This is a genomic window from Pseudonocardia sp. 73-21 (assembly GCF_001899645.1).
In the GTDB taxonomy this organism is placed as follows: domain Bacteria; phylum Actinomycetota; class Actinomycetes; order Mycobacteriales; family Pseudonocardiaceae; genus Pseudonocardia.
Map to the genome: position 1 here is coordinate 146897 of NZ_MKVV01000014.1, position 26599 is coordinate 173495.

At 73.5% G+C, this 26599-nt stretch carries 30 protein-coding genes; 15 read left to right on the top strand and 15 right to left on the bottom strand.

Annotated elements, in window-relative coordinates:
* Positions 1-116 precede the first annotated feature (116 nt).
* On the top strand, positions 117-773 hold the full coding sequence (locus BGP03_RS02570; RefSeq protein ID WP_296370748.1) for a flavin reductase family protein: 657 nt from the start codon (positions 117-119) through the stop codon (positions 771-773).
* On the opposite strand, the gene BGP03_RS02575 is transcribed toward BGP03_RS02570, so the two are convergent.
* Both BGP03_RS02575 and BGP03_RS02580 read right to left on the bottom strand, forming a co-directional pair.
* Positions 752-952, bottom strand: a complete 201-nt coding sequence (locus BGP03_RS02575) for a hypothetical protein (protein WP_296370749.1) — start codon at positions 950-952, stop codon at positions 752-754. The genes BGP03_RS02570 and BGP03_RS02575 overlap by 22 nt on opposite strands.
* A gap of 184 nt (positions 953-1136) precedes the next feature.
* Positions 1137-2831, bottom strand: coding sequence for an AMP-binding protein (locus BGP03_RS02580; RefSeq protein ID WP_296370750.1), 1695 nt, complete (start codon positions 2829-2831; stop codon positions 1137-1139).
* A 126-nt stretch (positions 2832-2957) separates the two neighbouring features.
* Here BGP03_RS02580 and BGP03_RS02585 point away from each other — a divergent pair, with 126 nt between their 5' ends.
* Positions 2958-3479, top strand: a complete 522-nt coding sequence (locus tag BGP03_RS02585) for a hypothetical protein (RefSeq protein ID WP_296370751.1) — start codon at positions 2958-2960, stop codon at positions 3477-3479.
* Here the strand turns inward: BGP03_RS02585 and BGP03_RS02590 are convergent.
* Genes BGP03_RS02590 through BGP03_RS02600 form a run of 3 tightly spaced genes read right to left on the bottom strand, consistent with a single transcriptional unit; the run spans position 3476 to position 5240 of the window.
* Positions 3476-4420: a hypothetical protein gene (locus tag BGP03_RS02590; protein ID WP_296370752.1), complete on the bottom strand. Its 945-nt coding sequence runs from the start codon at positions 4418-4420 to the stop codon at positions 3476-3478. The two genes, BGP03_RS02585 and BGP03_RS02590, sit on opposite strands and share 4 nt — an antisense overlap.
* 5 nt (positions 4421-4425) lie before the next feature.
* The gene (locus BGP03_RS02595) at positions 4426-5100 is read right to left on the bottom strand and encodes a cytochrome b N-terminal domain-containing protein (RefSeq protein WP_296370753.1); all 675 of its coding nucleotides are present in this window, start codon (positions 5098-5100) and stop codon (positions 4426-4428) included.
* Positions 5097-5240: a hypothetical protein gene (locus BGP03_RS02600; protein WP_296370754.1), complete on the bottom strand. Its 144-nt coding sequence runs from the start codon at positions 5238-5240 to the stop codon at positions 5097-5099. Before BGP03_RS02600 ends, BGP03_RS02595 begins: the two co-directional genes overlap by 4 nt.
* Positions 5241-5472: 232 nt before the next feature.
* On the opposite strand from BGP03_RS02600, the gene BGP03_RS02605 reads away from it, so the two are divergent.
* The gene (locus BGP03_RS02605) at positions 5473-5892 is read left to right on the top strand and encodes an SsgA family sporulation/cell division regulator (protein ID WP_296370755.1); all 420 of its coding nucleotides are present in this window, start codon (positions 5473-5475) and stop codon (positions 5890-5892) included.
* Between the two features lie 4 nt (positions 5893-5896).
* Here BGP03_RS02605 and BGP03_RS02610 read toward each other — a convergent pair whose 3' ends face one another.
* Positions 5897-6289 (bottom strand): DUF5313 family protein, encoded by a 393-nt coding sequence (locus tag BGP03_RS02610; protein WP_296370756.1) that lies wholly within the window; start codon positions 6287-6289, stop codon positions 5897-5899.
* Between the two features lie 38 nt (positions 6290-6327).
* Between BGP03_RS02610 and BGP03_RS02615 the strand changes: the two genes are divergently transcribed.
* Both BGP03_RS02615 and BGP03_RS02620 read left to right on the top strand, forming a co-directional pair.
* Positions 6328-7323 (top strand): phosphotransferase, encoded by a 996-nt coding sequence (locus BGP03_RS02615; protein ID WP_298799650.1) that lies wholly within the window; start codon positions 6328-6330, stop codon positions 7321-7323.
* Positions 7320-8069 carry a glucose 1-dehydrogenase gene (locus tag BGP03_RS02620; protein ID WP_296370758.1) on the top strand — a complete coding sequence of 250 codons (750 nt, stop codon included), beginning with the start codon at positions 7320-7322 and terminating at the stop codon, positions 8067-8069. Before BGP03_RS02615 ends, BGP03_RS02620 begins: the two co-directional genes overlap by 4 nt.
* A 7-nt stretch (positions 8070-8076) precedes the next feature.
* On the opposite strand, the gene BGP03_RS02625 is transcribed toward BGP03_RS02620, so the two are convergent.
* The gene (locus BGP03_RS02625) at positions 8077-8727 is read right to left on the bottom strand and encodes a DUF5709 domain-containing protein (RefSeq protein WP_298799649.1); all 651 of its coding nucleotides are present in this window, start codon (positions 8725-8727) and stop codon (positions 8077-8079) included.
* A gap of 21 nt (positions 8728-8748) precedes the next feature.
* On the opposite strand from BGP03_RS02625, the gene BGP03_RS02630 reads away from it, so the two are divergent.
* Complete coding sequence (locus tag BGP03_RS02630) at positions 8749-9360, top strand: TetR/AcrR family transcriptional regulator (protein WP_296370760.1); 612 nt, start codon at positions 8749-8751, stop codon at positions 9358-9360.
* A gap of 28 nt (positions 9361-9388) precedes the next feature.
* On the opposite strand, the gene BGP03_RS02635 is transcribed toward BGP03_RS02630, so the two are convergent.
* On the bottom strand, positions 9389-10336 hold the full coding sequence (locus BGP03_RS02635) for an SDR family NAD(P)-dependent oxidoreductase (RefSeq protein ID WP_298799648.1): 948 nt from the start codon (positions 10334-10336) through the stop codon (positions 9389-9391).
* Between the two features lie 44 nt (positions 10337-10380).
* On the opposite strand from BGP03_RS02635, the gene BGP03_RS02640 reads away from it, so the two are divergent.
* Positions 10381-11241, top strand: a complete 861-nt coding sequence (locus BGP03_RS02640) for an alpha/beta hydrolase (protein WP_296370762.1) — start codon at positions 10381-10383, stop codon at positions 11239-11241.
* On the opposite strand, the gene BGP03_RS02645 is transcribed toward BGP03_RS02640, so the two are convergent.
* From BGP03_RS02645 to BGP03_RS02660, 4 genes are all read right to left on the bottom strand, one after another.
* Positions 11238-11540: a hypothetical protein gene (locus BGP03_RS02645; RefSeq protein WP_296370763.1), complete on the bottom strand. Its 303-nt coding sequence runs from the start codon at positions 11538-11540 to the stop codon at positions 11238-11240. The genes BGP03_RS02640 and BGP03_RS02645 overlap by 4 nt on opposite strands.
* 80 nt (positions 11541-11620) lie before the next feature.
* Positions 11621-12508 (bottom strand): hypothetical protein, encoded by an 888-nt coding sequence (locus BGP03_RS02650; protein ID WP_298799647.1) that lies wholly within the window; start codon positions 12506-12508, stop codon positions 11621-11623.
* A gap of 25 nt (positions 12509-12533) precedes the next feature.
* The gene (locus tag BGP03_RS02655; RefSeq protein ID WP_298799646.1) at positions 12534-13874 is read right to left on the bottom strand and encodes a gluconate:H+ symporter; all 1341 of its coding nucleotides are present in this window, start codon (positions 13872-13874) and stop codon (positions 12534-12536) included.
* A 2-nt stretch (positions 13875-13876) separates the two neighbouring features.
* Positions 13877-14395, bottom strand: a complete 519-nt coding sequence (locus BGP03_RS02660; protein ID WP_298799645.1) for a gluconokinase — start codon at positions 14393-14395, stop codon at positions 13877-13879.
* Between the two features lie 146 nt (positions 14396-14541).
* Between BGP03_RS02660 and BGP03_RS02665 the strand changes: the two genes are divergently transcribed.
* The 3 genes from BGP03_RS02665 to BGP03_RS02675 all read left to right on the top strand — a co-directional run bounded on the left by BGP03_RS02665 (position 14542) and on the right by BGP03_RS02675 (position 19035).
* Entirely contained in the window at positions 14542-15237 is a 696-nt protein-coding gene (locus tag BGP03_RS02665) for a FadR/GntR family transcriptional regulator (protein WP_298799729.1), read from the top strand.
* Positions 15238-15283: 46 nt separating this feature from the next.
* Positions 15284-17476, top strand: a complete 2193-nt coding sequence (locus tag BGP03_RS02670; RefSeq protein WP_296370767.1) for a glycoside hydrolase family 3 C-terminal domain-containing protein — start codon at positions 15284-15286, stop codon at positions 17474-17476.
* Positions 17477-17676: 200 nt separating this feature from the next.
* Entirely contained in the window at positions 17677-19035 is a 1359-nt protein-coding gene (locus BGP03_RS02675; protein ID WP_298799644.1) for a hypothetical protein, read from the top strand.
* A 3-nt stretch (positions 19036-19038) separates the two neighbouring features.
* Here BGP03_RS02675 and BGP03_RS02680 read toward each other — a convergent pair whose 3' ends face one another.
* Both BGP03_RS02680 and BGP03_RS02685 read right to left on the bottom strand, forming a co-directional pair.
* On the bottom strand, positions 19039-19206 hold the full coding sequence (locus tag BGP03_RS02680; RefSeq protein WP_296370769.1) for an RGCVC family protein: 168 nt from the start codon (positions 19204-19206) through the stop codon (positions 19039-19041).
* Positions 19203-20288, bottom strand: a complete 1086-nt coding sequence (locus BGP03_RS02685; RefSeq protein ID WP_298799643.1) for an acyl-CoA desaturase — start codon at positions 20286-20288, stop codon at positions 19203-19205. The genes BGP03_RS02680 and BGP03_RS02685 overlap by 4 nt, the downstream gene beginning before the upstream one ends.
* Positions 20289-20396: 108 nt before the next feature.
* Between BGP03_RS02685 and BGP03_RS02690 the strand changes: the two genes are divergently transcribed.
* Positions 20397-20759 carry a TraR/DksA C4-type zinc finger protein gene (locus tag BGP03_RS02690; RefSeq protein ID WP_298799641.1) on the top strand — a complete coding sequence of 121 codons (363 nt, stop codon included), beginning with the start codon at positions 20397-20399 and terminating at the stop codon, positions 20757-20759.
* Here the strand turns inward: BGP03_RS02690 and BGP03_RS02695 are convergent.
* A complete protein-coding gene (locus BGP03_RS02695; protein WP_296370772.1) occupies positions 20746-22221 on the bottom strand; it encodes an aldehyde dehydrogenase in 1476 nt (491 codons plus the stop codon). The genes BGP03_RS02690 and BGP03_RS02695 overlap by 14 nt on opposite strands.
* 43 nt (positions 22222-22264) lie before the next feature.
* Here BGP03_RS02695 and BGP03_RS02700 point away from each other — a divergent pair, with 43 nt between their 5' ends.
* The 4 genes from BGP03_RS02700 to BGP03_RS02715 are packed head-to-tail and all read left to right on the top strand — an operon-like array spanning position 22265 to position 26008.
* Positions 22265-23089: a low temperature requirement protein A gene (locus tag BGP03_RS02700; protein WP_298799640.1), complete on the top strand. Its 825-nt coding sequence runs from the start codon at positions 22265-22267 to the stop codon at positions 23087-23089.
* A complete protein-coding gene (locus tag BGP03_RS02705) occupies positions 23089-23832 on the top strand; it encodes an IclR family transcriptional regulator (protein ID WP_296370774.1) in 744 nt (247 codons plus the stop codon). Before BGP03_RS02700 ends, BGP03_RS02705 begins: the two co-directional genes overlap by 1 nt.
* Before the next feature lie 44 nt (positions 23833-23876).
* Positions 23877-24824, top strand: a complete 948-nt coding sequence (locus BGP03_RS02710) for a PDR/VanB family oxidoreductase (protein ID WP_298799639.1) — start codon at positions 23877-23879, stop codon at positions 24822-24824.
* Positions 24824-26008: a cytochrome P450 gene (locus BGP03_RS02715; RefSeq protein WP_298799727.1), complete on the top strand. Its 1185-nt coding sequence runs from the start codon at positions 24824-24826 to the stop codon at positions 26006-26008. Before BGP03_RS02710 ends, BGP03_RS02715 begins: the two co-directional genes overlap by 1 nt.
* Positions 26009-26599: the final 591 nt, after the last annotated feature.

The following is a 26599-nucleotide window of genomic DNA, read 5'->3' on the forward strand; positions in this document are numbered from 1 at the left end:
CCGGGTGCCCCCGACGGGGGTCGCCCCACACGGCGTCGGCCGCCGCCCCCAGTACGAGCCCCACTGCACGCGATCTCACCCCGCGAAACTACGGGGAGGGCGGGATCATGGTGGTCATGCGTACCGATCTGGATCCCGTGGAGGTGGGCGCGGGCCCCTTCTACAAGCTGATGACCTCGGTGATCGTGCCCCGGCCGATCGCGTGGGTCTCCACCCGCTCGGCCGACGGCGTGAACAACCTCGCCCCGCACTCGTTCTTCACCGTCTCCTGCGTGGACCCGCCGATGATCCAGTTCACGAGCGTCGGGAAGAAGGACTCGCTGCGCAACGCCACCGAGACGCGCGAGTTCGTGGTGTGCCTGGCCCCGGAGCCGCTGTTCGAGCAGGTCAACGCGACGGGCACGAACTTCCCGGCGGGCGTGAGCGAGTTCTCCGAGGTGGGCCTGACCGAGGAGGCGAGCTCGCTGGTGGCGCCGCCGCGGGTGGCGGAGTCACCGGTGGCGCTGGAGTGCCGCCTGCACCTCGCGCTCGAGCTGGGCGACTGCACCGTGGTGATCGGCCGCGTGGTGCACGCCGCCATCGACACCGACGTCTTCGACGGCGAGCCGATGGGCCAGGACGCCGACGGGCACCTGATCCTGCCGGAGATCGACCGGCTCAAGCCGCTCGCGCGGCTGGGGCGCAACGAGTGGTCGACGATCGGCGAGCTGCTCGACATCACCCGCATCCCGTACAAGAACTGGCCCGGGCACTACTCGCCCCCGACCGCCTGACCCAGCCGCAGGCCGTGGAGGCGCTGGGCCTCGCCGGCGATCCGGTGCAGCGAGCACGGCCAGAGTTCGCCCGACCCGCTGGAGTTGCGGCACGAGGTGCAGCGCCCCAGCCGGTCGGGCACGTGCGCGGCGAGCAGCCGCCGCCACACCTCGGGCATCCCCGCCATGACGGCAGCCATGGACTGGTCCCCCTGCTTGTCACTCACAAGTACCCCCAACCCGTGCGTGTGCCCGACCAATCCCCTCCGCGGAGGTCCCTCGGTGGACGGTGCAGCGTCCGCGGTGGGCGACTGCACCGTTCACCGTACTGTCGGGCACGACCGTTCGACGTACCACCGCGGCCGTTCGACGGAAAGCCCTGCCCTACAGGGTGAACTCCCCCTCCGGCGTGGCCACGAGGGTGTCGGTGTCGGCTCCGTGCAGGTCGTTCTCCCGCCCCCGCAGCTCGACGCGGCGGATCTTCCCCGAGATGGTCTTGGGGAGCGGCGCGAACTCCAGACGACGGATCCGCTTGTACGGGGCGAGGTTGTCCCGGGCGAACTGCAGGATCTCCCGGGCCGTGTCCTCCGTCGGCTCGTAACCGGCCGCGAGCACCACGTAGGCCTTGGGCACCGCGAGCCGGACCGGGTCGGGCGAGGGCACGATGGCCGCCTCCGCGACGGCCGGGTGCTCGATGAGCACGCTCTCCAGCTCGAACGGGCTGATCCGGTAGTCGCTGGCCTTGAACACGTCGTCGGCGCGCCCGACGTAGGTGATGTAGCCGTCCTCGTCGCGGGATCCGACGTCACCGGTGTGGTAGACCCCGCCGGCCATGGCCTCGGCGTTGCGCTCGGCGTCGCCGTAGTAGCCGACCATCAGCCCCAGCGGCCGGGCCTCGAGGTCGACGCAGATCTCGCCCTCGGCCACGCCCTTCTCGCCGGTGGCCGGGTCGACGAGCACGATCGGGTAGCCCGGGATCGGACGCCCCATCGAGCCGGGCTTGACGATCTGCCCGGGCGGGTTGCCGATCTGCACGGTGGACTCGGTCTGCCCGAACCCGTCGCGGATCCGCACGCCCCAGGCCTTGTCGATCTTGTCGATGACCTCGGGGTTGAGCGGTTCCCCCGCGCCGACGACCTTCTGCGGCGGGTTCTTCAGCACCGACAGGTCGGCCTGGATGAGCATCCGCCACACCGTGGGCGGGGCGCAGAAGCTCGTGACGTTGCAGCGGTCCAGCACCGCGAACACACCGGCGGCGTCGAACTTCGTGTAGTTCATGACGAGCACGCACGCCTCGGCGATCCACGGCGTGAAGACGTTGCTCCACGCGTGCTTGGCCCAGCCGGGCGAGGAGATGTTGAGGTGGACGTCGCCGGGCTCCAGCCCGATCCAGTACATCGTGGAGAGGTGCCCCACGGGGTAGGACGCGTGGGTGTGCTCCACGAGCTTCGGCTTCGCCGTGGTGCCGGAGGTGAAGTAGAGCAGCAGCGTGTCGGAGCCGAACGTGGCGCCGTCGGGCGTGAATTCCGCGGAAGCCGCGGAGGCATCGGAGTAGTCGAGCCATCCGGACGGCGCGTCCCGGACGGCGATCTTCGTGTAGTCACCCTCGACCTCGTCGAACTTCCCGACGTCGGCACCGCCCACCACCACGTGCTTCGCCGCGCCCCGGTCGAGCCGGTCGCGCAGGTCCGCGGGGGTGAGCAGCGTGGTGGCCGGGATGACGACCGCACCGAGCTTCATCGCGGCGAGGATGGTCTCCCACAGCTCGAACTGGTTGCCGAGCATCAGGATGATCCGGTCGCCGCGGGCCACGCCCTGGGCGCGCAGCCAGTTGGCCACCCGGTTCGACCGCTCCGAGAGCTCTGCGTAGGTCCAGTGGGCCTCGCTGCCGTCCTGCTCGATGATCCACAGTGCCCGCTGGTCGCCCCGCTGGGTGGCGACGTTGTCGAAGTGGTCGAGCGCCCAGTTGAACTCCCCGATCTCCGGCCACCGGAAGTCGCGGTAGGCCCTGTCGTAGTCCTCCCGGTTGGCCATCAGGAACTCACGGGCCGTGTAGAAGGCCTCTGCCGACGCGTTCATAGATCCACCTCGTGAAATAGCCGCTCTGCTCGCGATGCACCTTAATGATCGAGGGCCCCGGATCCCACCCGGACGTGCACCGTTCCTGGCCGGACAGGCAGTACTGCGGCGTCCTACGGTGATCGGGTGCATCTCCGCCCCCGGCTCGTCGTCCCGGCCCTGCTCGCCTGCCTGCTCGCCGGCTGCGGCACCCCGGTGGACGGCACGCCGTCGGCCGCGGAGTCGACCGCCTCCGCCATCCCGACGACGGGCGCGGCCCCCACGACGACCGAGGAGCCGACCACCGGCCCGGCCCCCTCCCCCGCCTCGACGCTGCCGAGGCCGACCGTGAAGTCGTCCGGCGCCGCGGAGGCGGGCCCCGTCACCCTGCTGCCCTGGCCGACCGCGGACCCGAAACGCCTCCAGACCGCCGTGGACGGCGGCTCCCAGCCGTGGCTGCTCGACCCGTCCGACCTCGCGGACTCCTACGTCTCGGCCACCTACGGCTGGACCGCGGCCGACTCCACGCCGCGAGCCGGTGGCACGTCGGCGAGGACCGTCGTGGACGTCCGCAACGCCGACGGCGCCCGCCGCACCCTGACCGTCGCCCAGCCCGGTCGGAAGGGTCAGGGCGGGATCTGGCTGGTGACGGCGGACGCCAGGGGTTAGTGCCTGCGGTACCAGTCGCGCCAGATGAGCCGGTGCACCGGCACCCACCGGGGGATCGAGCGCACCCCCGGGATGAAGGGGACCAGCACCAGTCCGAGGGTCAGCAGCATCATCAGGCCCCAGACCTGGGCGTCGGCGTTCTCCGACGTGGCGAACGGGGGCACCTGGTACCAGAACGTGTAGAGCCACATCCACGGCTGGCCGGGGTAGTTGCCCGTCTCGTTCATCATGCCCCACTGGTCGCCGCCGAGGCTGCGGGCGCGGGCCTGGTCCTCCAGGTAGGCGCCGTCGGCGAGCAGCAGCAGGCCGCGGGTGGCGTCGCCGCCGTAGAAGGTGCCGGAGGGATCCAGCGCCCCCTCGAGACCGCCGGTGCGCGCGAGCGCCAGGAACGACGACGCGATCACCGGGACGGGGCCGTAGTCACCCGGGGCCACGCCCGCGGGGTCGCCGTCCGGAGCGGCCGTCAGCGCGTCGGAGTAGGCGGTGCTCCAGGCAGTCCGCTGCTCGGGCGGGGCCGCGGCCCAGGTGTCGAGCGCGGCGGCCGTCGTGGGGTCGGCGGAGCGGCGCAGCGGGGCCAGCACCAGGTCCTGCGCCGGGTCGACCGGGATGGTGACGCCCGCCCAGCGCTGCAACGCCAGCGGGCCGAGGGTCTGGCCGGGACCGGCGTCGTTGTAGGGCGCGCCGTAGCCCGCGCTGGTGGTGGTGCCCGCGAGCTCGCCGGTGGCCGTCGCGACCACGTCGTTCGGCGCGGCCGCGGCCCAGCCGACCAGGCTGATCGGCTTCTCGTCGGGCGAGGAGAACACCGCGGCGAGCGCGATGGTGAGCACGAGCATCGCCACCAGGGCGAGGGTGAACTCCTTGACCAGGTCGTAGGGCCGGGTCGGGAAGGCGTGGGAGTCCGGCGTGCGGTCGCGGCCGGTGGGGCGCAGCGTGGAGGCCATCGTCATCACCCCGTGGTCGTGAGGTCGCGGGCGGCCGGAGCGACGGGGATCGGCCCGGTGGGTGTCGCACCGTCGTCGGGTCCGTCGAGCACCGCGTCGATGGGCGGGACCACACCGTGGCGCCGCACGAGCACGATGTGCGCGACGACGATCACGCCGACGACCAGCGGCAGCAGCGTGACGTGCCAGAGCAGCATCTGCCCGGGATCGAGGACGTTGAAGAACGCCCCGATGCCGACGGAGTTGAGGCCGTCCTTGGCCTCACCCGCGATCCACTGCGAGTCGAAGTTGGTCTGCGAGAGGTAGCCGGTGAACGCGGTGCCGATCGAGCCCACGAACGCGACGGCGCCCGTCATCCAGGTCAGGGCCCGCTTGCCGCGCCAGGCCGCCATGAAGAACTTGCCCCACAGGTGGATCACCATCGTGGCGAAGAACAGCTCGACGCTCCACAGGTGCGTGGAGTTGACGAAGTGGCCCAGGCCCGAGGTGTGCCACCAGGTGACCCCGCCGATCGCGAGCACGCACCCGGTGCCGATCACGACGACCAGCGACGCGAGCGACAGCACCCCGAACACGTAGATCCACGACGAGACGTACGCGGGCTGGCGGTCGGGCAGCAGTTCCCCCGGGGGCACCGTCCGGGCGAGCCGGGTGCGCAGGCCGACGGTCCAGCTGCTCACGAGGCGTCCCCGTCACCCGAGCCGGGCCCGTGGAACGGCACGAGCACCGCGAGCAGGAACACCACCACCATCACCGCGATGACGACGAGGTTCGCCACCGAGATGTGGACGACCCCCCAGTCCACGTAGCTGCCGTTCATGGCACGCACCTCCGGGTCGGGAACCGTGGACCCGCAGGCTCGTCTCCACGACGGGGTGACGGCAGAGCCGCTGGACCCTGCCGGACGGGACCAAAGCCATCACGATGGGTGGGCACCATCACTGGTTCGAGTGAACAACGGCGGGAAGTGCAGCGTTCCGGCCGGAGCCGTCGATAGGCCAGTCAAGACCGGCGCACACCGCGCAGGGCACGATCCCTCGGGGGTTGACGACATGAGCAACGAGACCAGCACCGACTCGGTCCAGCAGGACATGTTCACCGTGCTGCACGGGCAGCCGGCCCCCGTCGTGACCCGCTGGAGCTACTGCGCCGCCGACCCGTACGCCGTCACGCTCGCCGTCCGGACCAGGCACGACCGCTGGGTCGAGTGGCTGGTGGGCCGGGACCTGGTCGCCGAGTCGCTGGAGGCGCCCGCGGGCATGGGCGACATCCGGATGAGCCCGCAGACCGTGCAGGGCTACGACATCGTCGAGATCGAGATCCGGTCCACCGACGGCCGGGCGATCCTCGAGGTCGACCGCGACCTGCTGCGGCACTTCGTCACGTCCACCACGGAGATCGTCGCTCTGGGTGACGAGACCGGCCGCATGGACCTCGACGGCGAGATCGCCCGGCTCACGCAGAACTGCTGAGCCGCTAGTCCTCGTCCCGGCGGTAGGGCTGCGTGAACCGTGCGATCCGGCCCGGGACGCGGGCCGCGAGCCGCCCGTCGCGCACCTGCTGCGCGACCCCGCGCAGGAACCCCGCCTTGAGCGCCCGGCTCTCGGCCGCCTCGTCGAGGTAGGCCAGGGCGTAGATCATCCCGACCAGGACGCCGCCCGCGATCGCCATCAGGCGCACCCACGGCTCCGACGGCACGAGCACGTAGATTCCCACGGCGACCGGCGCGATCTGCACGAGCGACCGGAACAGCGACCGCAACCGCCACCACCGCGCGGTGACGTCGTGCAGCACCCACTGGCTGTAGCGGATGGGGAGCCGACCACCGAACGCGTACCAGAGCCAGCGCAGTGGATCCGGGCGTTTCACCCCCGTCACGGTACCCGCGGCGTGGTCTGATGCGGGGTGTGAGAGCGCTGAGCACCAGGTCCGTGGCCGAGGGCATGCAGGCCCTCGCCCGTGCGACCGCCGACCCCACCAGCACCGTCTCCGAGGCGTGGCCCATGCCGGGCAACGCCGGGCTGTCCTTCGGCTGCGACGTGGTGGACCGCGACGGCACCACGCCGCTCGTGATCCGGCTCGCCCCGCCCGGCGTGCGCCGCCGCGGCAACACCGACGTGCTGCGCATCGTCCCCCTGCTCGACTCGCTCGCCGCCGCCGGTGTGCCGGTGGCGGCCGTGCGCTGGAGCGTCGACGACCCGCGGTGGTTCGGCACCGACGCCGTGGTCCAGGACCGCCTCGACGCGCTGCCGCTGCACATGGCCGACCCCGCGCTGAGCGCCACCGTCTCCGTGCCCCACGCGCTGGCCCAGGCGGTGGAGGTGCTGGCGCGCATCCACGCGACCCCTCCCCCGCCGGGCTGGCCGGAGCCCCGCCCCCTCGCCGAGGAGATCGACTTCTGGGCGCCGATGCTCGGCCGGTCGAGCGAGCCGGCGTGGACCGACGCCGGCACCGCGCTGCGCGACGCATTGCTCGCCGGGATCCCCGACGACCCCGCCGTCGGCGTCTTCCACGGCGACTTCCACACCAACAACATCCTGTTCGACGCCGACGGCACGCTCGCCGCCGTCGTCGACTGGGAGATCTCCGGCGTCGGCGCGCAGCTGCTCGACCTGGCCTGGCTGGCGATGTTCACCGATCCCGGCTGCTGGGAGCCCGCTTTCGGCGCCCGGATGCGCGTGACGGCCGACCCGGCGTGGCTGCGCGAGCGCTACGAGACCGCCACCGGCCGGAGCACCGGGACGTTCGACTGGTTCCGGGCGCTGGCCTGCTACCGGTTCGGTGTCATCACCGTCTTCAACGTCTACCTGCACCGCAGCGGCAAGCGCGTGGACGCGACCTGGGAGGACCGGGCCCGGTCGATCCTGCCGCTGCTGCACCGGGGGCTGGAGTTCCTGCGATGAGTGACCTCTTCGACCTGACCGGCCGCACGGCGCTGATCACCGGCGGCAGCCGTGGACTCGGTCGCGAGATGGCCCTGGCCTTCGCCCGCGCGGGCGCCGACGTCGCGGTCGCCTCCCGCCACCTCGACGCCTGCGAGGCCGTGGCGGACGAGGTCCGCGCGTTGGGCCGTGAGGCGTCCGCGCACGCGTGCCACCTCGGGCGCTGGGACGAGATCGGCGCGCTCGCCGACGCCGTGACCGCACGGTTCGGCCGCGTCGACGTGCTGGTCAACAACGCCGGGAAGTCACCCCTCTACGACCGGCTCACCGACCTCACCGAGGCCCAGTACGACAGCGTGCTGGATCTGAACCTCAAGGGCCCGTTCCGGCTCACCGCCCTGCTCGCGGAGCGGATGCAGGCGGCCGGGCGCGGCTCGGTGATCAACATATCGAGCATCGGGGCGCTGCGGCCCGACCCGTCCGCCGCCCCGTACTCCGCGGCCAAGGCCGGCCTCAACGCGCTGACGGTGGCGCTGGCCCACACCTACGGGCCCGAGGTCCGGGTCAACGCCATCGCGCCCGGCGCGTTTGCCACCGACATCGCCCGGGCCTGGACGCCCGACGTCGTGGCCGCGCTGGAGGCGCGCACCGCGCTGCACCGGGTGGGCCGGCCGTCGGAGATCGTCGGCGCGGCGCTCTACCTCGCGAGCGACGCGTCGACGTACACGACGGGCACGATCCTGCAGGTGGACGGGGGGACGCGCTAGCGCGCTCCTAGAGGCCCGAGCCGGGGCCGACGTCGTCGCGGCCGGACGCGGGGGCGGCCGCCCCACCGGCGTCGCGGAACGAGTCGATCACGGCGGCGGGCTCGCGCAGCGCGTGGCGACCGGTGGGCACGTCCTCGGCGGCGTCCCGGGCCGCGTCCTCGAAGGCCGGGCCGCCCGCCGCGTCCACCGCCGCGTCGGCCTCCGGGTCCGCCGGCACCACGATGGCGGGCTCGGTCTCGACGGGCCGTGCCCCGTCCCCCACGTCGTGCACGGCCGCCTCCTCGGCGGAAGCGGCGCCGCCGTCGATGCCGACGTCGGTGCCCTCCCCGTCCGCCGTGCCGTCGGCCACCAGCCGCCCCGCCCGCTCGTCGTCCACCGGGAGCTCGTCGGGCTGCTCGCGGCGCAGCCGCTCGTCGAGGCTGTCGCCGCCGCGCATCCCGGCTCCGGTGACACCGTCCTCGTCGAGGCCGTACGGGCGGTCCGGGGGCACGTAGCCCGCGTCGAGCGCGTCGGCGCCGCCGGCAGGCCCGTCGAGGGTCTCGGCGTTGTCGAGCTGGACGGCGGCCCCCAGGTCGGGGGACTGCGGCTGCTGGTCGTCGGGGTGGGCCATGGCGGCGGTGTACCCGGACCGCGCCGGGGCCACACCCTGGCCCGTCATCCGATGTGGTCTGATCCGGGCATGACATCGGCGCGGCCGTCCGGGCCCATCCGGACGAGGGACGCCGCCGCGACCCGCCGCGCGCTCCTCGCCGCGGGGCGGGAGCTGTTCGCGTCGGAGGGCTTCGACCGCACCACGGTCCGCGCGGTGGCCGAGCGGGCCGGGGTCAACCAGGCCCTGCTGTTCCGCTACTTCGGCAACAAGGAGGGCCTGTTCGCGGAGGCCATCCGCGACGACGCGCTGGAGGTGCTGGAGGCGGGCCCCCGTCGCGACCTGCTGGAGCGCACCGTCGCGACGTTGTTCCACGCCTCGTCCGCCGCGGACGCCGAGCCGCTGCTGGCCGTGCTGCGGGGGGCGAGCAGCTCGCAGATCGGCGCCGAGGTGCGCCAGCAGCTCGCCGACTCCTACGTCTCCGCTTTCGCCGACCTGGTGGACACACCCGACCGGGCCGACGCCGTGCTGCGCGCCGAGCTGTTCCTGAGCTGGCTGCTGGGGATCTCCCTGTCGCGCTCGGCCGACCTGCCCGGGCACAGCCTCGACGAGGTAGCGGCGCAGGCCCACCTGCTGAGAGCGGCTCGGGCCCTGCTCGGGCCCCTCCCCGCCACCCTCGCCACTGATCCACCGGGTTCCTAGCGTCGCCACCGACGGCCGCCGGGGGCGGTCAGCCCGTGAGCTCCTGGCACAGCGTCCAGAGGCGTTCCCGGTCGGCGGGGGTCTCCCGCGTCCACGGCACGTAGTGCTCGGGCCGGGCCCGCCGGTCGTGCCAGAAGCGCCCGGTGCCGATCACCGCGGCGGGTGCGGCGCTGAGCCACACGGCGGTGTCGGCGCCCTCGTCCGGGGTGCGCAGGAGCGGCCCGACGACCGTGCGGAACGCGGGCAGCGAGCTGGTGACCCCGGGGGTGTCGGCCCAGCCGGGGTGCGTGGCGTGCACCGACACCCCGGACGCCGCGAGCCGGTCGGCCCACAGCCCGGTGAGCACCACCTGCATCCGCTTGGTGCGGGCGTAGGCGGCGGTGCCGCTGTAGGGCACCTTCGTCGACTCGACGTCGTCGAGCTCCAGCTTCTGCGCGTACATCCCGCCCGACGAGACGAACACGACCCGGCCGTCCGGGGCCAGCGACGGCGCGAGCAGCGAGGTGAGCAGGTGCGGGCCGAGCACGTGGGTGGCGAACGCCAGCTCGTGCCCCTGCGGCGAGAGCGTCCGGGACGGCGGCAGCACCCCCGCGTTGTGGATCAGCACGTGGGGCCCGGTGTCGGCCAGCTCCTTCGCGGCGCGGCGCACGTCGTCGAGGTCGGACAGGTCGCACAGCGTCACGTGCAGGTCCGCGCCCGGGACGGCGGCCGCCACCGCGTCGCGGGCCGCGGCGCCGCGCCCGGCGTCGCGGACGACGAGGTGCACGGTGGCGCCCAGCCGTGCGAGGCCCTCCACCGTCGCGAGGCCGAGCCCGGAGCTCGCCCCGGTGACGAGGACGACGCGGCCGCGCAGGGCGTCGGGGGCGGGGTCGCCGCGGTCGCCGACGAAGCCCGCGGAGCGCAGCAGGTAGCCCAGCCGCGAGTAGCCGGGCGCGATGGTGCGGTCGAGAACGGTGTCGACGATGCGCGCGAGCATGATTGCGTCTCCCTGTTCCGGTGATTGCCCACTAGCCTGCCCGGATGGGCAGAACTGCGCTCCTCGTGGGCACCTCCGACGGCACGCGGCTGGTCGGGCAACGCTGGACGGTCGACGGGGAGGCGCGGGCCGCGCTCGTCCTCGTCCACGGGATGGGCGAGCACTCGCTGCGCTACGACCGTGTGGGCAAGGCGCTGGCCGCCGCCGGCATCGAGGTACTGGCCGTCGACCAGCGCGGGCACGGCCGCACCGCGGGCATCTCCGGCGAGCCGCTGGGTTCGCTGGGCAAGCCCGGCTGGGACGGGCTCGCCGCCGATCTCGCCCTGGTGGTGCGCAGCACCCGCGGGGAGCGGCCGGAGATCCCGATCGTCGTGCTCGGCCACAGCATGGGCTCCTGGGTGGTGCAGCAGTACCTGCTGGAGCACTCCGACGACATAGCCGCCGCCGTGCTCACCGGCACCGCCGCGCTCGACCAGGTGGTGACGGTGGTCGACCCCACCAAGGAGGTGGACCTCAGCGCGTTCAACGGGCCGTTCGCCCCGGCCCGCACCGACTTCGACTGGCTCTCGCGCGACGAGCAGGAGGTGGACGACTACGTGGCCGAGCCGCTGTGCGGCTTCGGCCTCGACACCGACGCCACCGTGGGCATGGTCGCCGCGGCGCCCCGGCTCGCGGACGTGTCCTCCCTGCGCAAGGGCCTGCCCGTCTACATCGCGGTGGGCTCGGCCGATCCCGTCAACGCGGGCGGCGCCTGGCTGGCGCCGCTGCTGGAGCGCTACGAGGCCGCGGGGGTCGACCTCACCACGAAGGTCTACGACGGCGCCCGCCACGAGGTGTTCAACGAGACCAACCGCGACGAGGTGGTGGCCGACCTGATCACCTGGCTCGACGCGAAGCTCGCCTAGCGTTCGACGTGCACCTGAACGGACCGGCCGTCCCCGGACAGCCAGCCCTTCTTCTCCGCGTAGCCGGTCATGGCGCTCCAGCGCTCCGCCCAGTCGGGCGCCGTGGCCAGCAGCGCGGCGCGGGAGCGCAGCACCGCGAGATCCAGGTGGGCGTTGTCGGAGTCCACCAGCTCCCCGGTGCCCGTGGTCCTCAGCGCCGTGCGCAGGGCCGCCTCGTCGAGATCGGTCTCCAGGTGCAGCCGGCCGCAGTCGTCGGCGTCGCTCACGACGGCGCCGTCCTTCCCCACTCGCACGATCATGGCCATAGTCTTCCACCCGTGGCACTCCCCGAGGAGATCTCGGTGGTCACCGTCGGGCGGGCAGCCCGCTCACCGGCTGATCAGGGGGACCGGCGGCGCTCCCACCAGTACACCTGACGCTCCTCGCAACCCGCGGCGTCGCGCAGGGAGCAGGTTCCGCAGTAGAGCGGCTCGCCTGCGCGGCGCGGGAACCGCTCCCGGTAGGCCCGCGTCTCGGCGTCCAGCGTGGCCGGGTCGGGCTCGGGGCCCGGCGGGGTCTGGTAGCTGAGGCAGCAGCCCGCCTTGCGTCCGAGGTAGAGCGGGCCGATGGCGGTCTCGGCCACCCGCACCGTCGGGCGCTGCCGCCACGGCGCGCCGGGCGCGTCCAGCGCGGCCCGCACCGCGTCGACGGCGCGCTGGTCCACGGGCAGCCCGGGGACGTGGAGCACGGCCGAACCCACGCCGTCGGCCACCTCCGTCCACGCCGCGGACCGCCCGACGCGGCCGAGCCGCCGGCAGGCCTCCACCAGTGGCCCCGCCACGTCGACCAGTGCCGCCAACGCCGGCGCCGTCGGGTCCTCGACGACCCGGACCCCGTCCATCCCCGCCCACGGATGCCCGGCGGCGACGGCCACGGCGACCGGGCCGGGATCGACACGCCCGGGCCTGCCGTCGGCCTCCACCCGCCACCGCACCGCGTCGGCCTCCACGAGCAGCCCGGCCGACGCCGTCGCCAGCGTGAATGCGACGGCACCGGCGAGCTCCCCCGCCACCCAGCTGACCAGCCACTTCGCCGCGGCGGCCGGGGTCGCGTCGTACTCGCCGACCAACCGGGCGTGCACCGCGGGCAGGGAGGCGAGCACCGCCTCCGGGCCCGCCCAGCTACCCGTGGACCCGGCCGCGTCGTAGCGACCCGTGAAGACCGGCAGCTGCGCGGCGAACCACCGCGACGGCGACGGGGCGGCGAGCAGGAGATCGGAGGCACTCACGCCGTCAAATTAGGACAGCCTTGCCTCATACGACCAGTCCGAGCAGCAGGACGAACACCAGCCCGACCACGGAGATGATCGTCTCCATCACCGACCACGTCTTGATGTTCTGCCCGACACTCAGCCCGAAGTATTCCTTGACCAGCCAGAACCCCGCGTCGTTGACGTGGGAGAAGAACAGCGAGCCGGCGCCGATGGCCAGCACCAGCAGCGAGGTCTCCCCCGGGTCGAGGGTGCTGACGAGCGGCGCCAGGATCCCCGCCGCCGTCACGGTCGCGACCGTCGCCGAGCCGGTGGCCAACCGGATCAGCACCGCGATGAACCACGCCAGCAGCAGCACGGAGACACCGCTGCCCGCCACGAAGCCGGCGATGAGGTCGCCGATCTTGGTGTCCACCAGCGTCTGCTTGAACCCGCCACCCGCCGCGACGATGAGGAGGATGCCCGCGATCGGCGGCAGCGACTTCTCGATCGACGACGAGACGCCGCGCACGCCCATCCCGCGCCCGAGCGTGAACATCGCGACGACGACGGCGATCAGGAGCGCGATCAGCGGCGTGCCGACGAAGTCGAAGACCCCCCGCATCAGGTCGCCCTTGGCCGTGAAGATGTCGACCAGCGCCTTGCCCATCATGAGGACGACGGGCAGCAGCACGGTGGCCAGCGTGAGGCCGAACGTGGGCCGGACGCGCGTCTCGACGGCCGTGCCCCCGCCGGACGGGGCCTCGGAGAACAGTTCCGGCGCCGGCACGTCCACCCACCGCGCGGCGACGCGGGCGAACAGCGGCCCGGCGATCGCGATGGTCGGGATGGCGATGAGCACGCCGAGCCCGAGCGTCAGCCCGAGGTTCGCGTTGAGCGCGGCCACGGCCACGAGGGGGCCGGGGTGCGGCGGGATGAACCCGTGCATCGCCGACAGGCCGGCGAGTGCGGGGATGCCGACCGCGATGATCGACAGTCCGGAGCGCCGGGCCACCAGGAAGATCACGGGCATCAGCAGCACGAGGCCGATCTCGAAGAACATCGGCAGCCCGATCAGGGCCCCGACCAGCGCCATCGCCCACGGCAGCGTGCGCGTGCTGGAGCGTCCGATGATCGTGTCGACGATCTGGTCGGCCCCGCCGGAGTCGGCCAGCAGCTTGCCGAACATCGCGCCGAGCGCGATCAGCGTGCCGACGCTCGCGGCGGTGTCGCCGAACCCCTTGGAGAAGCCCGTGACGGCGTCGCCCACGGGCCTCCCGGCGATCGCGGCGACGACCAGCGAACCGACGGTCAGCCCCAGGAACGGATGGACGTGGAAGCGTGTGATGAGCAGGACGATGACGGCGATGCCGACGAGCGCGGCCGCGATGAGCTGGAACGCCACGGTCAGACCTCCGATCCGGTGGTGACGGCGAGGTAGTCCTCGACGAGCTCGTCGACGGTCCGGTCGAGGCCCAGGGCCACGCCGTTCTCGTCGGGGCCGAGCGGTTCGAGGGTGGCGAACTGCGAGTCGACGAGGCTGGCCGGCATGAAGTGCCCGAGGCGGCCCTGCACCCGGCGGGCGACCACCTCGGGGCTCCCGTCGAGGTGCACGAAGAACTGTGTGGGCGCGGCGTCGCGGAGGACGCCGCGGTAGGAGCGCTTGAGCGCCGAGCAGCTGACCACTCCGCCGCCGTCGGCGTGCGCGGCCAGCCAGGCGCCGATGGTGTGCAGCCAGGGCAACCGGTCGGCGTCGTCGAGCGGCACTCCGGCGGCCATCTTGGCGACGTTCTCCGGCGGGTGGAAGTCGTCGGCGTCGGCGAACGGGACGCGCAGACGCTGGGCCAGCGCGGCGCCGACGGTGGTCTTGCCGGAGCCGGAGACGCCCATGACGGTGAGCAGCGGCGGCGAGGGTGGGACGTGCATCGTTGCGGTCCTCTCGTGAACGGTGTCCCCAGAGTCCGCTTATAAGTACTACTTTTGCAAGACTGGATCGGTTTAGATATTACGAATTGCTGATGCGGTGCCAGGATGAGCCGGTGACGCTCCCGCAGAACGGACTGCACGCCGACATGCTCGACCGGATCGGCGTGCTGCTGGCCTCGGGCGAGCTCGCCGAGGGCCAGGTCCTGCGGGCCGACGACCTGGGGGTGCGTTTCGGCGTCTCGCGCACCGTCGTCCGCGAGGCCGTGCGCGTCCTGGAGTCGATGGGCATGGTCAGCAGCCGCCGCCGCGTGGGCACCACCGTCGCGCCGCGGTCGCGCTGGAACGTCTACGACCCCCTGCTCATCCGCTGGCGCCTCGCCGGCCCCGGCCGCGACGACCAGCTGCGCTCGCTCTCGGAGCTGCGCGCCGGGTTCGAGCCGGTGGCCGCCCGCTACGCCGCGGGGCGCGCCACCCCCGAGCAGTGCGGGGCGCTCACCGGCGCCGTGATGGACATGGCGGTGCACGGCCGCTCCGGCGACCTCGACGCCTACCTCGACGCCGACGTCCGCTTCCACCGCGCCCTGCTGGAGGCCACGGGCAACGAGATGCTGGCCGCACTGGCCGACGTCGTGACCGAGGTGCTCACGGGCCGCACCCACCACGGCCTGATGCCCGCCCTCCCGGAGCCGGCCGCGATCCGCCTGCACGGCGACGTGGCGGAAGCCGTGGGGTCCGGCGACGCCGACGCCGCGGAACGGGCCATGCGGGCGATCATCAGCGAGGCCGCCGGGGCGATGCTGGGGCCGGACCAGGCGGTCGGTGGTCGCGGGACCCGACCATGAGCGGGAGAGGCTGCCTGCGCCCTCCGCGCCGGGCAGGATGACCCCCATGGAGCTGCCCCCCGGACTGACCGTGACGCAGAAGGCCGCACTGTGCCTCGGATCGGACTTCTGGCACACCGCCCCGGTCCCCGGGCACGGCATCGAGGCGATCATGGTCTCGGACGGCCCGCACGGCCTGCGCGCCCAGCCCGAGCAGGGCGACCACGTGGGGCTGTCCGGCAGCACCCCCGCCACCTGCTTCCCGACCGCGTCGGCGCTCGGCTCGTCGTGGGACGTGGGGCTGGCCCGGGAGATCGGCGCCGCGATCGGGGTGGAGGCGCGCGAGCAGGGCGTGGCCGTGGTGCTCGGGCCGGGCGTCAACATCAAGCGCTCGCCGCTGTGCGGCCGCAACTTCGAGTACCTCTCCGAGGACCCCCTGCTCGCCGGGCACCTCGGGGCCGCGCTGGTGGAGGGCCTGCAGTCCCAGGGCGTCGGCGCGTCGGTGAAGCACTTCGCCGCCAACAACCAGGAGACCGACCGGCTGCGCGTGAGCGCCGACGTCGACGAGCGCACGCTGCGCGAGATCTACCTGCCCGCGTTCGAGCACGTCGTCACGACGGCGGGGCCGTGGACGGTGATGTGCGCCTACAACAAGGTGAACGGCGAGTACGCCTCCCAGCACCACTGGCTGCTCACCGACGTGCTGCGCGGCGAGTGGGGCTTCGACGGGCTCGTCGTCTCGGACTGGGGCGCCGTGCACGACCGCGTCGCCGCCCTGGTCGCGGGGCTGGACCTGGAGATGCCGCCCCACCTGGGCGTGAGCGACAAGGCCATCGTCGACGCCGTGGCCGACGGGTCCCTGGACGAGGCCGTGCTCGACACGACGGTGGGCCGCGTGCTCGGCCTCGTTGAACGCGCCCGCTCCCGGCAGCCCGCCACGGTGGACGTCGCGACGACTGCCGGGGCCCACCACGCCCTCGCCCGCCGGGCCGCCGCCGACTGCACGGTGCTGCTGCGCAACGACGACGGCGTGCTGCCGCTGGTCGACCGGCCCGGGCTGCGGGTCCTCGTGGTCGGCGAGTTCGCCCGCACCCCGCGCTACCAGGGCGCCGGCAGCTCCCAGGTGAACCCGACGCGGGTCGACAACGCCCTCGACGCGCTGCGCGCCGCGCTGCCGTCGGCGGAGATCACCTTCGGCGGCGATGCGGCCGGCTCGGACGTGATCCTCGCCTTCCTCGGCCTGCCGCCGGAGGCCGAGTCGGAGGGATTCGACCGCACCCACATCGACCTGCCCCCCGAGCAGCTCCGCCTGGTCGCCGACCTCGCCGAGTCCGGCGTGCCGATCGTCGCCGTCCTCGCCAACGGCGGGGTCGTGCGCACCAGCACGTGGGAGCACCACGTCGCGGCCGTCGTCGAGTGCTGGCTGGGCGGCCAGGCCGCGGGCTCGGCCGTGGCCGACGTGCTGACCGGCGCCGTCGACCCCGGCGGCCGGCTCGCCGAGACGATCCCGCTGCACCTGCTGGACCACCCGTCGTCGCTCAACTTCCCGGGCGAGGAGGGCCACGTCCGCTACGGCGAGGGCGTGTTCGTCGGCTACCGCGGGTTCGACGCCACCGAGCGCGACGTCGCCTACCCGTTCGGCCACGGCCTGTCCTACACGACGTTCGCCCACCGCGACCTCACCGTCACGACCACGGGCACCCACGACGGCGGCGACCTGGCGCTGACCGTGGAGGTCACCGTCGGCAACACCGGCGCCCGCGCCGGGCGCGAGGTGGTGCAGCTCTACGTCGGCGACCCGGAGTCGACCGTGGCCCGGCCGCCGCGCGAGCTGAAGGGCTTCGCGAAGGTGACGCTGGCGCCCGGCGAGGAGCAGCGCGTCACGTTCACCCTCGGTGCGCGCGACCTGTCGTACTGGTCGACGGAGTTCGGGCGCTGGGTGCTGGAGGGCGGCGAGTTCGGGATCGCGGTGGGCGCATCGTCGCGGGATCTGACGCAGCGCGCCACCGTCACCGTCGACGCCATCCCGCCGCACCGGCCGTTGACCGGGATGTCGACGCTGCAGGAGTGGTTGGCCGATCCGGAGGGCGCCGCGGCGCTCGTCGCGGCCGTCGGCACCGGCCCCGACGGCCGCCCGCTCGGCGTCCTCGGCAACGCGGAGATGCTCCCCGTGATCGGCAACTTCCCGCTCGCCGTCCTCGCCGCGTTCACCGGCCTCGGGATCGACGCCGACGCGCTCGCGAAGCTCGGGGTGGAGTAGCCCGAACGGACCTGGGTGGACGAACGAACGGCGCACGGAAGCGTCCACGACGCCGACGACCGGCCCATCGGACGAGCCGAGCGGCAGATTGGACCGAACGGGTGACGACCGGCGAGCGGGCGAACAGCATCTAGAGGGCCTTTTCCTCGAGGAGTAGTAATGCAGCTCCACTCCGTCATGCATTGGAGGGTCGTTCGATCGTGGAACCCGCCCACCCGTACCGGTCCCGCCGTGGACCGGTCCACCCGGTCTCCGTCGCCGAGCTCGTGTCGCTGCACACCGGGCCGCCGGGGACCCCGGAGCGGGTGTCGGCGACGGGCGCTCCGCTCTCTGTGGGCGCGCTGCTGCGCCGCGAGGGCCGCGCACCCCACGCGTTCGACCGCCCGACGGTGCCCCGCGGCCACTCCCGGCCACCGGAGGAGCCGCCCGCCGCGCCGCCCGCCCAGGGCTCCCGAAGGGCGTCGGCGGCCACCGGGGCGCTGCTGATGGTGGGTGCCGTCCTCGGCACCGCCGTGGTTGAGCAGTCGGTCGTGTCCCTGCCGGAGGCCTCACCGGAGCTCGGCGAGCCGGCGGGCGACGCTCCCGCGCCGGCGCCCGCCCGCCCGGCGCCGTCCGCGGGCCGGACGGTGCCTGTGTCCTTCGCCGGCCCGCTGACCAGCGAGGTCCCGGTCACGACGTTCGACCTGCCGGTCGCCTCCGGCGCGTCGATCGGACGCGGGGCGCTCGGCGGTGCGCCGACCGGGACGCCGACCGGGACGCCGACCGGCCCGACCGCCCCCGGTGCGGCCGGGGCCCCACCGGTCGTCACCCCACCCGTCGCCACCCAGCCCGACGTCGTCATCCCGCAGCCGCGTCCACCCGTCGAGACCCCGCCGGCCGGCGCGGGGCCGGTCGTCATCGGCCCGGTCGCGATCGGCCCGGTCGGCCCGGCGCCGGCCGGAACCCCGCCTCCGCCGCTGGTGACCGTGACCCCTCCCGGGGTGGGGAGGCCGGTCGTCGAGCTCCCGCCGGTGACGGCGCCGACGGTGCTCGGCCCGGTCACGACCCCCGGCGTGTCGGCCTCCCCCGTGGCGGTCACCCCGCCGGCCGTGGCCGTGTCCACATCGGACGGTCTGGCTGTGACGACCACGCCCGCCGAGGTGGTGACGCCGGACGTCGGGGTCGGGCCCGTGGCGGCCGGCCCCGTCGCGCTGTCCCCGACCACGGTGGGCCTGCCGGACGTGGCCGTCTCGCCCGCGAAGGTCGACCTCGCACCCGGCGGTGCGGGCGTCACCCTGCCGTCGGTGGCCGTGTCGCCGACGGCCCTCACCACGCCGGACCTGAAGGTCGGCGCGGCCGAGGTGCCCCTCCCCGACGTCACGCTCCCGGCCGTGAGGGTGCCGGCGGTCTCGCTGCCGGTGCCGGAGCCGGTGGCGAAGGCCGTCGAGCCGGTGGCGGAGACCGTCACCCAGGTCGCCGAGCCCGTGGTCGCGGCCGTCGAGCCGGTGGCGAAGGCCGCGGCCGAGCCGGTCACCGCCGTGACCGGTGCGGTCGGCGGCCTCCTCGGCGGGAAGAAGTAGCGCCTATGTCGACACGCACACGCACCCGCGGTTCATGCCCCGCGAGGTGGTGATCGCACAGAAGCGCAGGCCGATGGGATCGTGGTCCTCGAGCGGGTGCGGGCAGGCGTCGCAGGTGGGAACGGGGAGGGCGGGAACATCGGGAAGGTCGGTGTCCGGGCTGGTGGTCATGCGTCGTCTCGTTCCGTCGTGGAGGCGCGCAGGGGTGCCCCGATGGTGTGCAGGTGGCGCAGGACGTCGGCGTAGGAGCGCACCAGCGAGCAGTGCGTGTAGCCGATCCCGCGCTCGACGCAGAACGCCTCGATGAGTGGCTGCGCGCGGCGCAGGTTGGGCCGCGGCATCGTCGGGAAGAGGTGGTGCTCGATCTGGTAGTTCAGCCCGCCGAGAGCGGCGCCGGTCCAGCGTCCGCCCACGTCACGGGAGGTCAGGATCTGCCGGTACATGAAGCTGGTGGTGTCGCCGGCCGACATCGTCTCCATGCCCTTGTGGTTCGGGGCGAACGAGCACCCCATGTAGAGCCCCCACAGGCACTGGTGCACCGCGACGAACGCGAGGGCCAGCGGCCACGGCAGCACCACGAACACCGCCGCGAGGTAGACCACCACGTGGGCGACCACGAGCACCCGCTCGAGCGTGCGCCGCCTCAGATCGCCCCGGAACGCGGCGTCGAGGCTCGCCCAGTGCAGCGCGAACCCCTCCAGCAGCAGGAGCGGGAAGAACAGGTACGCCTGGTGCCCGGCCGTCCAGTGCCGCAGCCCCCGCCGGCCCCGGCTCTGGTTCTCGGTGAAGGCCAGGATCGGGATGTCGAGGTCGGGGTCGGAGTCCTCGTTGTTGGGGTGGGCGTGGTGGCGGTTGTGCTTGGCCACCCACCAGCCGAAGCTCAGCCCGACGAGCGCGGCGTTGAGGTGCCCGACCGTGTCATTGGCCCGCTTGCCGCGGAAGATCTGCTTGTGGCCGGCGTCGTGGCCCAGGTAGGACAGCTGCGTGTAGACCACCGCGAGCGCGACGGCCACACCGAGCTGCCACCAGCTGTCGCCCAGCGCCGCGAACAGCACCCAGAGGCCTGCGAACGCGGCGAGCGTGGCGGCGAGAGAGAGCGCGTAGTAGCCGTAGCGGCGGTCCAGCAACCCGACGGCGCGGATCGTGCGGGACAGTTCGCCGTACTCGACCTGACCCCGATCGGAGGTGATCGTGGCAGTGGTACTGGCCTGGGTACTGGCCTGGGTACTGGCCTGGGTAGTGGCCTGGGTCATCCAAGACCTTCCGCGTAGCGCCGAATGGCGCACCGGGGTCTCGGGCGAAGCCACGTCGCGAGGCACGCGACCATGGCCCACACTACCGGGTGACCGCTGGGAGGGCGCGTGGACGCGGAACGTCTGAGGGAGGAACACGAGTCGACGGCCGGGCGGATCGCCTCGCTGGCCCGGCAGGTCGACGCGCTCGCCGAGCAGCAGGCGCTGACCACGCACGACGACGAGCACGATCCCGAGGGTGTGACGATCGGCTTCGAACGCGCCCAGCTGCAGGGGCTGCTGGCCGGCGCCCGCCGCGACCTCGACGCCCTGGATCGGGCGTCGAGGCGCCTGGCCGAAGGCACCTACGGCCGGTGCGTCTTCTGCGGCGAGGCCATCCCCGACGCCCGGCTGGAGGCTCTGCCCGCCGTCGAGACCTGCCTGGCCTGCTCGGGGCGGCGCGTCGACCCGAGGAGAGTCAGCCCAGCGTGAACGGGTCGCGGGTGCCGCCCGTCAGCTCCACCCACACCGACTTGTTCTCCAGGTACTCGTCGAGCGCGCCCACGCCGTTCTCGCGGCCCAGCCCGGACAGCCCGAACCCGCCGAAGGGCACGCTGGGGCTCACCACCCGGTAGGCGTTGATCCACACCGTGCCCGCGCGCAGCTTCGCGGCGACCCGGTGGGCGCGGTGCACGTCCTTCGTCCAGACGGCTCCGGCCAGGCCGTACGGGGTGTCGTTGGCGAGCTTGAGCGCGTCCTCCTCATCGGTGAACGTGTAGGCCGAGAGCACCGGCCCGAACACCTCCTCGCGCACGATCGTCGACTCCGCGGTGACGCCGGTGAGTACCGTGGGCTTGACGAACAGCCCGCCGAGCCCCTCGTCGGCCGCGCCGCCGTAGGCCACCGTGGCGCCCTCGGACTCGGCCGTCTTCAGGTAGCCCAGCACCTTCTCGTACTGCGGCCGGTTGGCGACCGGACCCATCTCGGTCTCGGGGTCGTTGGGGTCGCCGAGCCGGATCTGCGCCGCCCGCGCCGCCACCAGCCGCACGAGCTCGTCGTGGACGTCGGCGTGCACGATCAGCCGGGAGCCCGCCATGCAGGTCTGCCCGGTGGCCGCGAACACGCCCGCGACCAGGCCGTTCGCGGCGGCCTGCAGGTCGGCGTCGGGGAAGACGATCTGAGGGCTCTTGCCGCCGAGCTCCAGGGTGACCTTGTTCAGATTCTCCGCCGCCGCGTGGGCGACCGCGCGGCCGGTGGCCGTCGAGCCGGTGAACGCGATCTTGTCGACGCCCGGGTGGCCCGCCAGCGCCGCGCCCGTCTCGCGGGAGAGACCGCTCACGACGTTGACGACGCCGGGCGGGAAGCCGGCCTGCGCGAACAGCTCCGCGAACCCCAGCGTGGAGGCCGGCGAGTGCTCCGACGGCTTGACGACGAACGTGCATCCCGCGGCCAGGCCGGGGGCGAGCTTCCAGGTGAGCAGCAGCAGCGGCGAGTTCCACGGCGTGATCGCACCGACCACGCCGACCGGCTCGCGGCGGGTGTAGACGAGGTAGTTCGGGTTGGGCGTCGGGATCTGGCGGCCCTCGATGGTGGCCGCGAGCCCCGCGTAGTACTGGTACCAGCCGCCCAGGCCCGTGAGCTGGCCGATCATCTCGCGGTAGAGCTTGCCCGAGTCGTTGACCTCCAGGCGCGCGAGCCGCTCGGCGTTCTCGGTGATGAGGTCGGCCAGCCGGCGCAGCAGGGCCGCGCGGGCGAACCCGGTGAGCTGCCCCCACTCCCCGTCCAGCGCCGCGCGGGCGGCGGTGACGGCGGCGTCCACGTCCGCCGGACCGCCGTCGGGCACCGTGGCCCAGGCCTCGCCCGTGTAGGGGTTCTGCGACTCGAACGTCGCACCCGACGCCGCGTCCACCGGCTCCCCGCCGATCAGCATCCGGAACCGCTCCAGCTCAGCCATGTGAAGTCCTCCTCGACCACGTGCCGTAGCCCACACTGTCGTCATGCGACTGCGCATGGGCAAGGTGCAGGCTCCGGGCGACGAGCCCGTGACGATGCTGGAGCTGTTCTTCGACCTGGTCTTCGTCTTCGTGATCACGCAGATCACCACCCTGATCACCGCCTCCGACGGCTGGACGGGCTACGGGCACGCGGCCCTGGTCCTGCTGGTCACGTGGTGGATGTACGACGGGTTCGCGTGGCTGGCCAACAACGTCTTGCCCACCGCCACCCGCCTGCCGATGCTGCTGGCGATGACGTGCTTCCTCGCGATGGCCGCGGTGGTGCCCGACGTGTTCGACACCGGGGCGTGGATCTTCGGCGTCAGCGTGCAGGGATCGCTGGGCCGCCCCCTGGTGCTCGGCGCGTTCGTGCTGGCGATGGTGCTGATCAGCGCGCTGTGGTGGGTCTACTTCGGCACGGGTGACGACGAGCGCGGGCTGCACGCCGTGGAGGCCGCGCCCGCCGACCGGCGGGCCGGGCTGTGCCTGCGCGCGTTCGGCCACGACCACCTGCTGCACATCACCGGGCTCGTGCTGGTGGCGGCCGGGCTGCACGAGATCGTCCACGATCCGGCCCACCACCCCTCGTGGGCGTTCGCGATCACCTGTTCCGGCGGCGTCGCGGCGTTCCTGCTCGGCCAGGCCGGGTTCCGCCGGACGCTCGGCACCGGGCCGGTCGGTGTGCTCCTCACCGGTGCCCTGCTCGCAGTGGCCCTCGCTCCACTGGGCGTGCTGGTCGCCGGGTTCGCGCAGCTGGTGGGGCTGGCCGTGGTGGCGGCCGGGGCGGCGGCGCTGATGGTCCGGCAGCACTCCCCCGTCGCGGCCTGATGGCGCGCTCCCCCTCCGGCGAGTCCGTGCTCGAGCGCGCGGTGCGGATCTTCGAGGCCTTCACGCCCGGGGAGACGGCGCTGCGCGTCGCGGACATCGCGCGGCGCGCCGGGCTGCCGCCGGCCACGGCATCACGCATGGTGGCGGAGCTGGTGGAGCACGGCCTGCTCGCCCGCGACGACGACCGGCGCGTCCGGGTCGGGGTGCGGATGTGGGAGCTGGCGCTACGTGCGTCACCCACGCTGAGCCTGCGCGACGCGGCCATGCCGTTCCTGGAGGACCTGCACGCCGTGGTCGGCCACCACGTGCAGCTCGGTGTCCTCGACGGCGACGAGGTGCTCTTCGTCGAGCGGCTCTCCGCCCCCGGCGCCGTCATCAACTACACGCGCATCGCCGGGCGGCTGCCGCTGCACGCGTCGTCGTCGGGACTGGTGCTGCTGGCCCACGGGCCCCGTGAGCTGCAGGAGAAGGTGCTGGCCGGGCCGCTGCCCGGCTACACCGCATACACGATCACGACCCCGGCGCGGCTGCGCGCGACACTCGCCGGCGTGCGGCGCGACGGCCACGCGTTCTGCCCCGGCCACATCCATCCCGACGCGCTGGGCGTCGCGGTTCCGGTGCGCGCGGGCGGCCGGGTGGTGGCCGCGGTGGCGGCGATCGTCCCCAACGACGCGGACGGCCGCGCGGTCGTCCCGGTGCTGGGGGCGACGGCCCGTGGGATCGGGCGGACGCTCATTCAATGAGATGTGTGTCGCGGCGGACGGCCCCGCCACGGCATCGTCGGCGCATGGACACGCTCGCGGTGACGGAGCTCGTGGTATCCGAGAAGGCCGAGGTCGCCGACGGCGTCGTCAGCCTGGTGCTGGCCCGTCCCGACCGGCTGCGGCTGCCCGACTGGACCCCCGGCGCGCACATCGACCTCGTGCTCCCCGACGGCACCGTCCGCCAGTACTCGCTCTGCGGCGACCGCTGGGACGCCCACACCTACCGCGTCGGCGTCCTGCGCGAGCCCTACGGCCGCGGCGGCTCCGCGTTCGTGCACGACGAGCTGCGCGTGGGCGACCGGGTCGGCGTCGGCGGGCCGCGCAACCACTTCCCGCTCGTGCCGTCCGCCCGGTACCTCTTCATCGCCGGGGGGATCGGGATCACGCCGCTGCTGCCGATGATCCGGCAGGCCACGGTGCTCGGCGCGGAGTGGGACCTCGTCTACGGCGGACGGCGGCGGGCGTCGATGGCGTTCGTGGACGAGCTCGGCCCGTCGGACCGGGTCCATCTCGTGCCCGAGGACGAGCAGGGCCTCATCGACCTTCCGGCCTGGCTCGGCACGCCCCGCGACGGCGTGCGCGTCTACTGCTGCGGCCCCGCGCCGCTGCTCGCCGCCGTCGAGGAGGCGTGCGCCGCGTGGCCACCGCACACCTTGCGCGTCGAGCGCTTCACCGCACAGGAGCAGGGCCCGCCGGTGCGCAGCACGCCGTTCGCGGTGGAGCTGGCCCGGACCGGCGCGACGGTGACCGTGGACCCGTCCGTGTCGGTGCTCGAGGCCGTCCGCGCCGCCGGGGCCGCCGTCCTCTCGTCGTGCCGGGAGGGCACGTGCGGCACGTGCGAGACCGGCGTCGTCTCGGGCGTGCCCGACCACCGCGACTCCATCCTCGACGACGCCGACCGCGCGGCCGGCGACTGCATGTTCGTCTGCGTCTCCCGCTCGATCGGCGACAGATTGGTGCTGGACCTGTGATCACGCTGCTTCCCTCGACCGACGTCGACCCGTTCGGGCCCGAGGTCCTGGAGGACCCCCGGCCGTTCCACGCGCAGCTGCGCGACGCCGGGCCGGTGGTGCACCTGACCCGCTACGACACCTACGCGATGGCGCGCTACGAGCACGTCCACGCGGCCCTGGTGAACTGGCAGGGCTTCCAGTCCGGGGCCGGGGTCGGGCTGTCGAACTTCCACACCGAGAAGCCGTGGCGGCCGCCGAGCCTGCTGCTGGAGTCCGACCCGCCCGGCCACGACGCCCCCCGTCGCGTGCTGGGCGCGATCCTGAGCCAGCGGGCCCTGCGCCGGCTGCGCGAGCAGTGGTTCGCCGCCGCGGAGGAGCTCGTGGACGCGGTGCTGGCCGCCGGGCCGGAGCTCGACGCGGTTCCCGCGCTGGCCGAGGCGTTCCCGCTGCGGGTGTTCCCGGACGCCGTCGGGATCCCGGACGAGGGTCGCGAGAACCTGCTGCCCTACGGCGACTTCCTGTTCAACGCGTTCGGCCCCCGCAACGAGCTGATGGAGGCCGGCCTCGCCGACGCCGGTCGGCTCGGGGCGTGGGTGAACGAGCAGTGCCGGCGCGAGGTGCTCGCCCCCGGAGGATTCGGCGCGGCCATCTGGGCGGCCGCCGACCGTGGCGACATCACCCCCGGGCAGGCGCCGCTGGTGGTGCGCTCGCTGCTCTCGGCCGGCGTCGACACGACCGTGCAGGGCCTCGGCGCCGTGCTGCACGCGTTCGCGACCCACCCCGGGCAGTGGCGGCGGCTGCGCGCCGACCCGCGGCTCGCGCGGGTGGCGTTCGACGAGGCCGTGCGCTGGGCGTCACCGGTCCAGACGTTCTTCCGCACCGCCACCACCGAGGTCCGGGTGGCCGACACGGTGATCCCCAGCGGCCAGAAGATCCTCATGTTCCTCGGGGCCGCGAACCGCGACCCCCGCCGCTGGGCCGACCCCGACGCCTTCGACCTGGCCCGTGACCCGTCCGGCCACGTCGGCTTCGGCATGGGCATCCACCAGTGCGTCGGCCAGCACGTGGCCCGCCTGGAGTCCGAGGCCCTGCTCACGGCCCTGGCGGCGCGGGTGGAGACGATCGAGCTCAGCGGGCCCACCCGGCGCCACCACAACAACACGATGCGCGCCTGGGCGTCACTACCGATGCGCCTCGGCTAGTTGTGATGTCCCGCCACGTGGAGATCAGCCACGCGCACACCTCGGGCACGGGTGACGTCGTCCACCGTGGGGGCGAGGCTGGCCGCCCATGATCAGCGGTTCGGCGCAGAATCGGCCGGATCTGGCCGGAAACGCGCCGAACTCCTGATCATGCAGCTCGCCGCGACCGCCGCAGACCTCACCCCTCGCCACGCCAGGGACACGCCGCTCATGGAGCTGGTCGGGCAACCGGTGGAGCCGAGCCACGAGCACCGGCACGACCGTCGCCACGAGCGCGAACGGGTAGCCGTGTGACGCCGCGAGGGACTGCCGGATCAGCGGGTTGAAGGCGGCGGGACAGTTCCCGAGCTGATAGGTGAGGCCGGGGTGGAAACTGCGGATCGTGTCCGGGACATCTCGGTCAGACGAACCGGAATGACGCCCCACGCGCCCTGCACCATCACCTGCATGAGGAACGATCCGAGGCAGCGGAATCCCGCTGTCGTGGAGAGCGCGAACAACGGCACGATCGGCAGCCCGATCACCGCGGCGAACGCGATCGTGTGGCGGCGGCCGAACCGTTCCGACAACGACCCGAGGGCGCCGCCGATC

Excerpts from the sequence above, each read along its gene's own strand:
- BGP03_RS02570 (WP_296370748.1), top strand. The coding sequence starts at position 117 with ATGCGTACCGATCTGGATCCCGTGGAGGTGGGCGCGGGCCCCTTCTAC.
- BGP03_RS02575 (WP_296370749.1), bottom strand. The coding sequence starts at position 952 with ATGGCTGCCGTCATGGCGGGGATGCCCGAGGTGTGGCGGCGGCTGCTC.
- BGP03_RS02580 (WP_296370750.1), bottom strand. The coding sequence starts at position 2,831 with ATGAACGCGTCGGCAGAGGCCTTCTACACGGCCCGTGAGTTCCTGATG.
- BGP03_RS02590 (WP_296370752.1), bottom strand. The coding sequence starts at position 4,420 with ATGGCCTCCACGCTGCGCCCCACCGGCCGCGACCGCACGCCGGACTCC.
- BGP03_RS02600 (WP_296370754.1), bottom strand. The coding sequence starts at position 5,240 with ATGAACGGCAGCTACGTGGACTGGGGGGTCGTCCACATCTCGGTGGCG.
- BGP03_RS02605 (WP_296370755.1), top strand. The coding sequence starts at position 5,473 with ATGAGCAACGAGACCAGCACCGACTCGGTCCAGCAGGACATGTTCACC.
- BGP03_RS02620 (WP_296370758.1), top strand. The coding sequence starts at position 7,320 with ATGAGTGACCTCTTCGACCTGACCGGCCGCACGGCGCTGATCACCGGC.
- BGP03_RS02625 (WP_298799649.1), bottom strand. The coding sequence starts at position 8,727 with ATGACGGGCCAGGGTGTGGCCCCGGCGCGGTCCGGGTACACCGCCGCC.
- BGP03_RS02630 (WP_296370760.1), top strand. The coding sequence starts at position 8,749 with ATGACATCGGCGCGGCCGTCCGGGCCCATCCGGACGAGGGACGCCGCC.
- BGP03_RS02635 (WP_298799648.1), bottom strand. The coding sequence starts at position 10,336 with ATGCTCGCGCGCATCGTCGACACCGTTCTCGACCGCACCATCGCGCCC.
- BGP03_RS02640 (WP_296370762.1), top strand. The coding sequence starts at position 10,381 with ATGGGCAGAACTGCGCTCCTCGTGGGCACCTCCGACGGCACGCGGCTG.
- BGP03_RS02645 (WP_296370763.1), bottom strand. The coding sequence starts at position 11,540 with ATGATCGTGCGAGTGGGGAAGGACGGCGCCGTCGTGAGCGACGCCGAC.
- BGP03_RS02660 (WP_298799645.1), bottom strand. The coding sequence starts at position 14,395 with ATGCACGTCCCACCCTCGCCGCCGCTGCTCACCGTCATGGGCGTCTCC.
- BGP03_RS02665 (WP_298799729.1), top strand. The coding sequence starts at position 14,542 with ATGCTCGACCGGATCGGCGTGCTGCTGGCCTCGGGCGAGCTCGCCGAG.
- BGP03_RS02670 (WP_296370767.1), top strand. The coding sequence starts at position 15,284 with ATGGAGCTGCCCCCCGGACTGACCGTGACGCAGAAGGCCGCACTGTGC.
- BGP03_RS02680 (WP_296370769.1), bottom strand. The coding sequence starts at position 19,206 with ATGACCACCAGCCCGGACACCGACCTTCCCGATGTTCCCGCCCTCCCC.
- BGP03_RS02685 (WP_298799643.1), bottom strand. The coding sequence starts at position 20,288 with ATGACCCAGGCCACTACCCAGGCCAGTACCCAGGCCAGTACCCAGGCC.
- BGP03_RS02695 (WP_296370772.1), bottom strand. The coding sequence starts at position 22,221 with ATGGCTGAGCTGGAGCGGTTCCGGATGCTGATCGGCGGGGAGCCGGTG.
- BGP03_RS02700 (WP_298799640.1), top strand. The coding sequence starts at position 22,265 with ATGCGACTGCGCATGGGCAAGGTGCAGGCTCCGGGCGACGAGCCCGTG.
- BGP03_RS02705 (WP_296370774.1), top strand. The coding sequence starts at position 23,089 with ATGGCGCGCTCCCCCTCCGGCGAGTCCGTGCTCGAGCGCGCGGTGCGG.
- BGP03_RS02710 (WP_298799639.1), top strand. The coding sequence starts at position 23,877 with ATGGACACGCTCGCGGTGACGGAGCTCGTGGTATCCGAGAAGGCCGAG.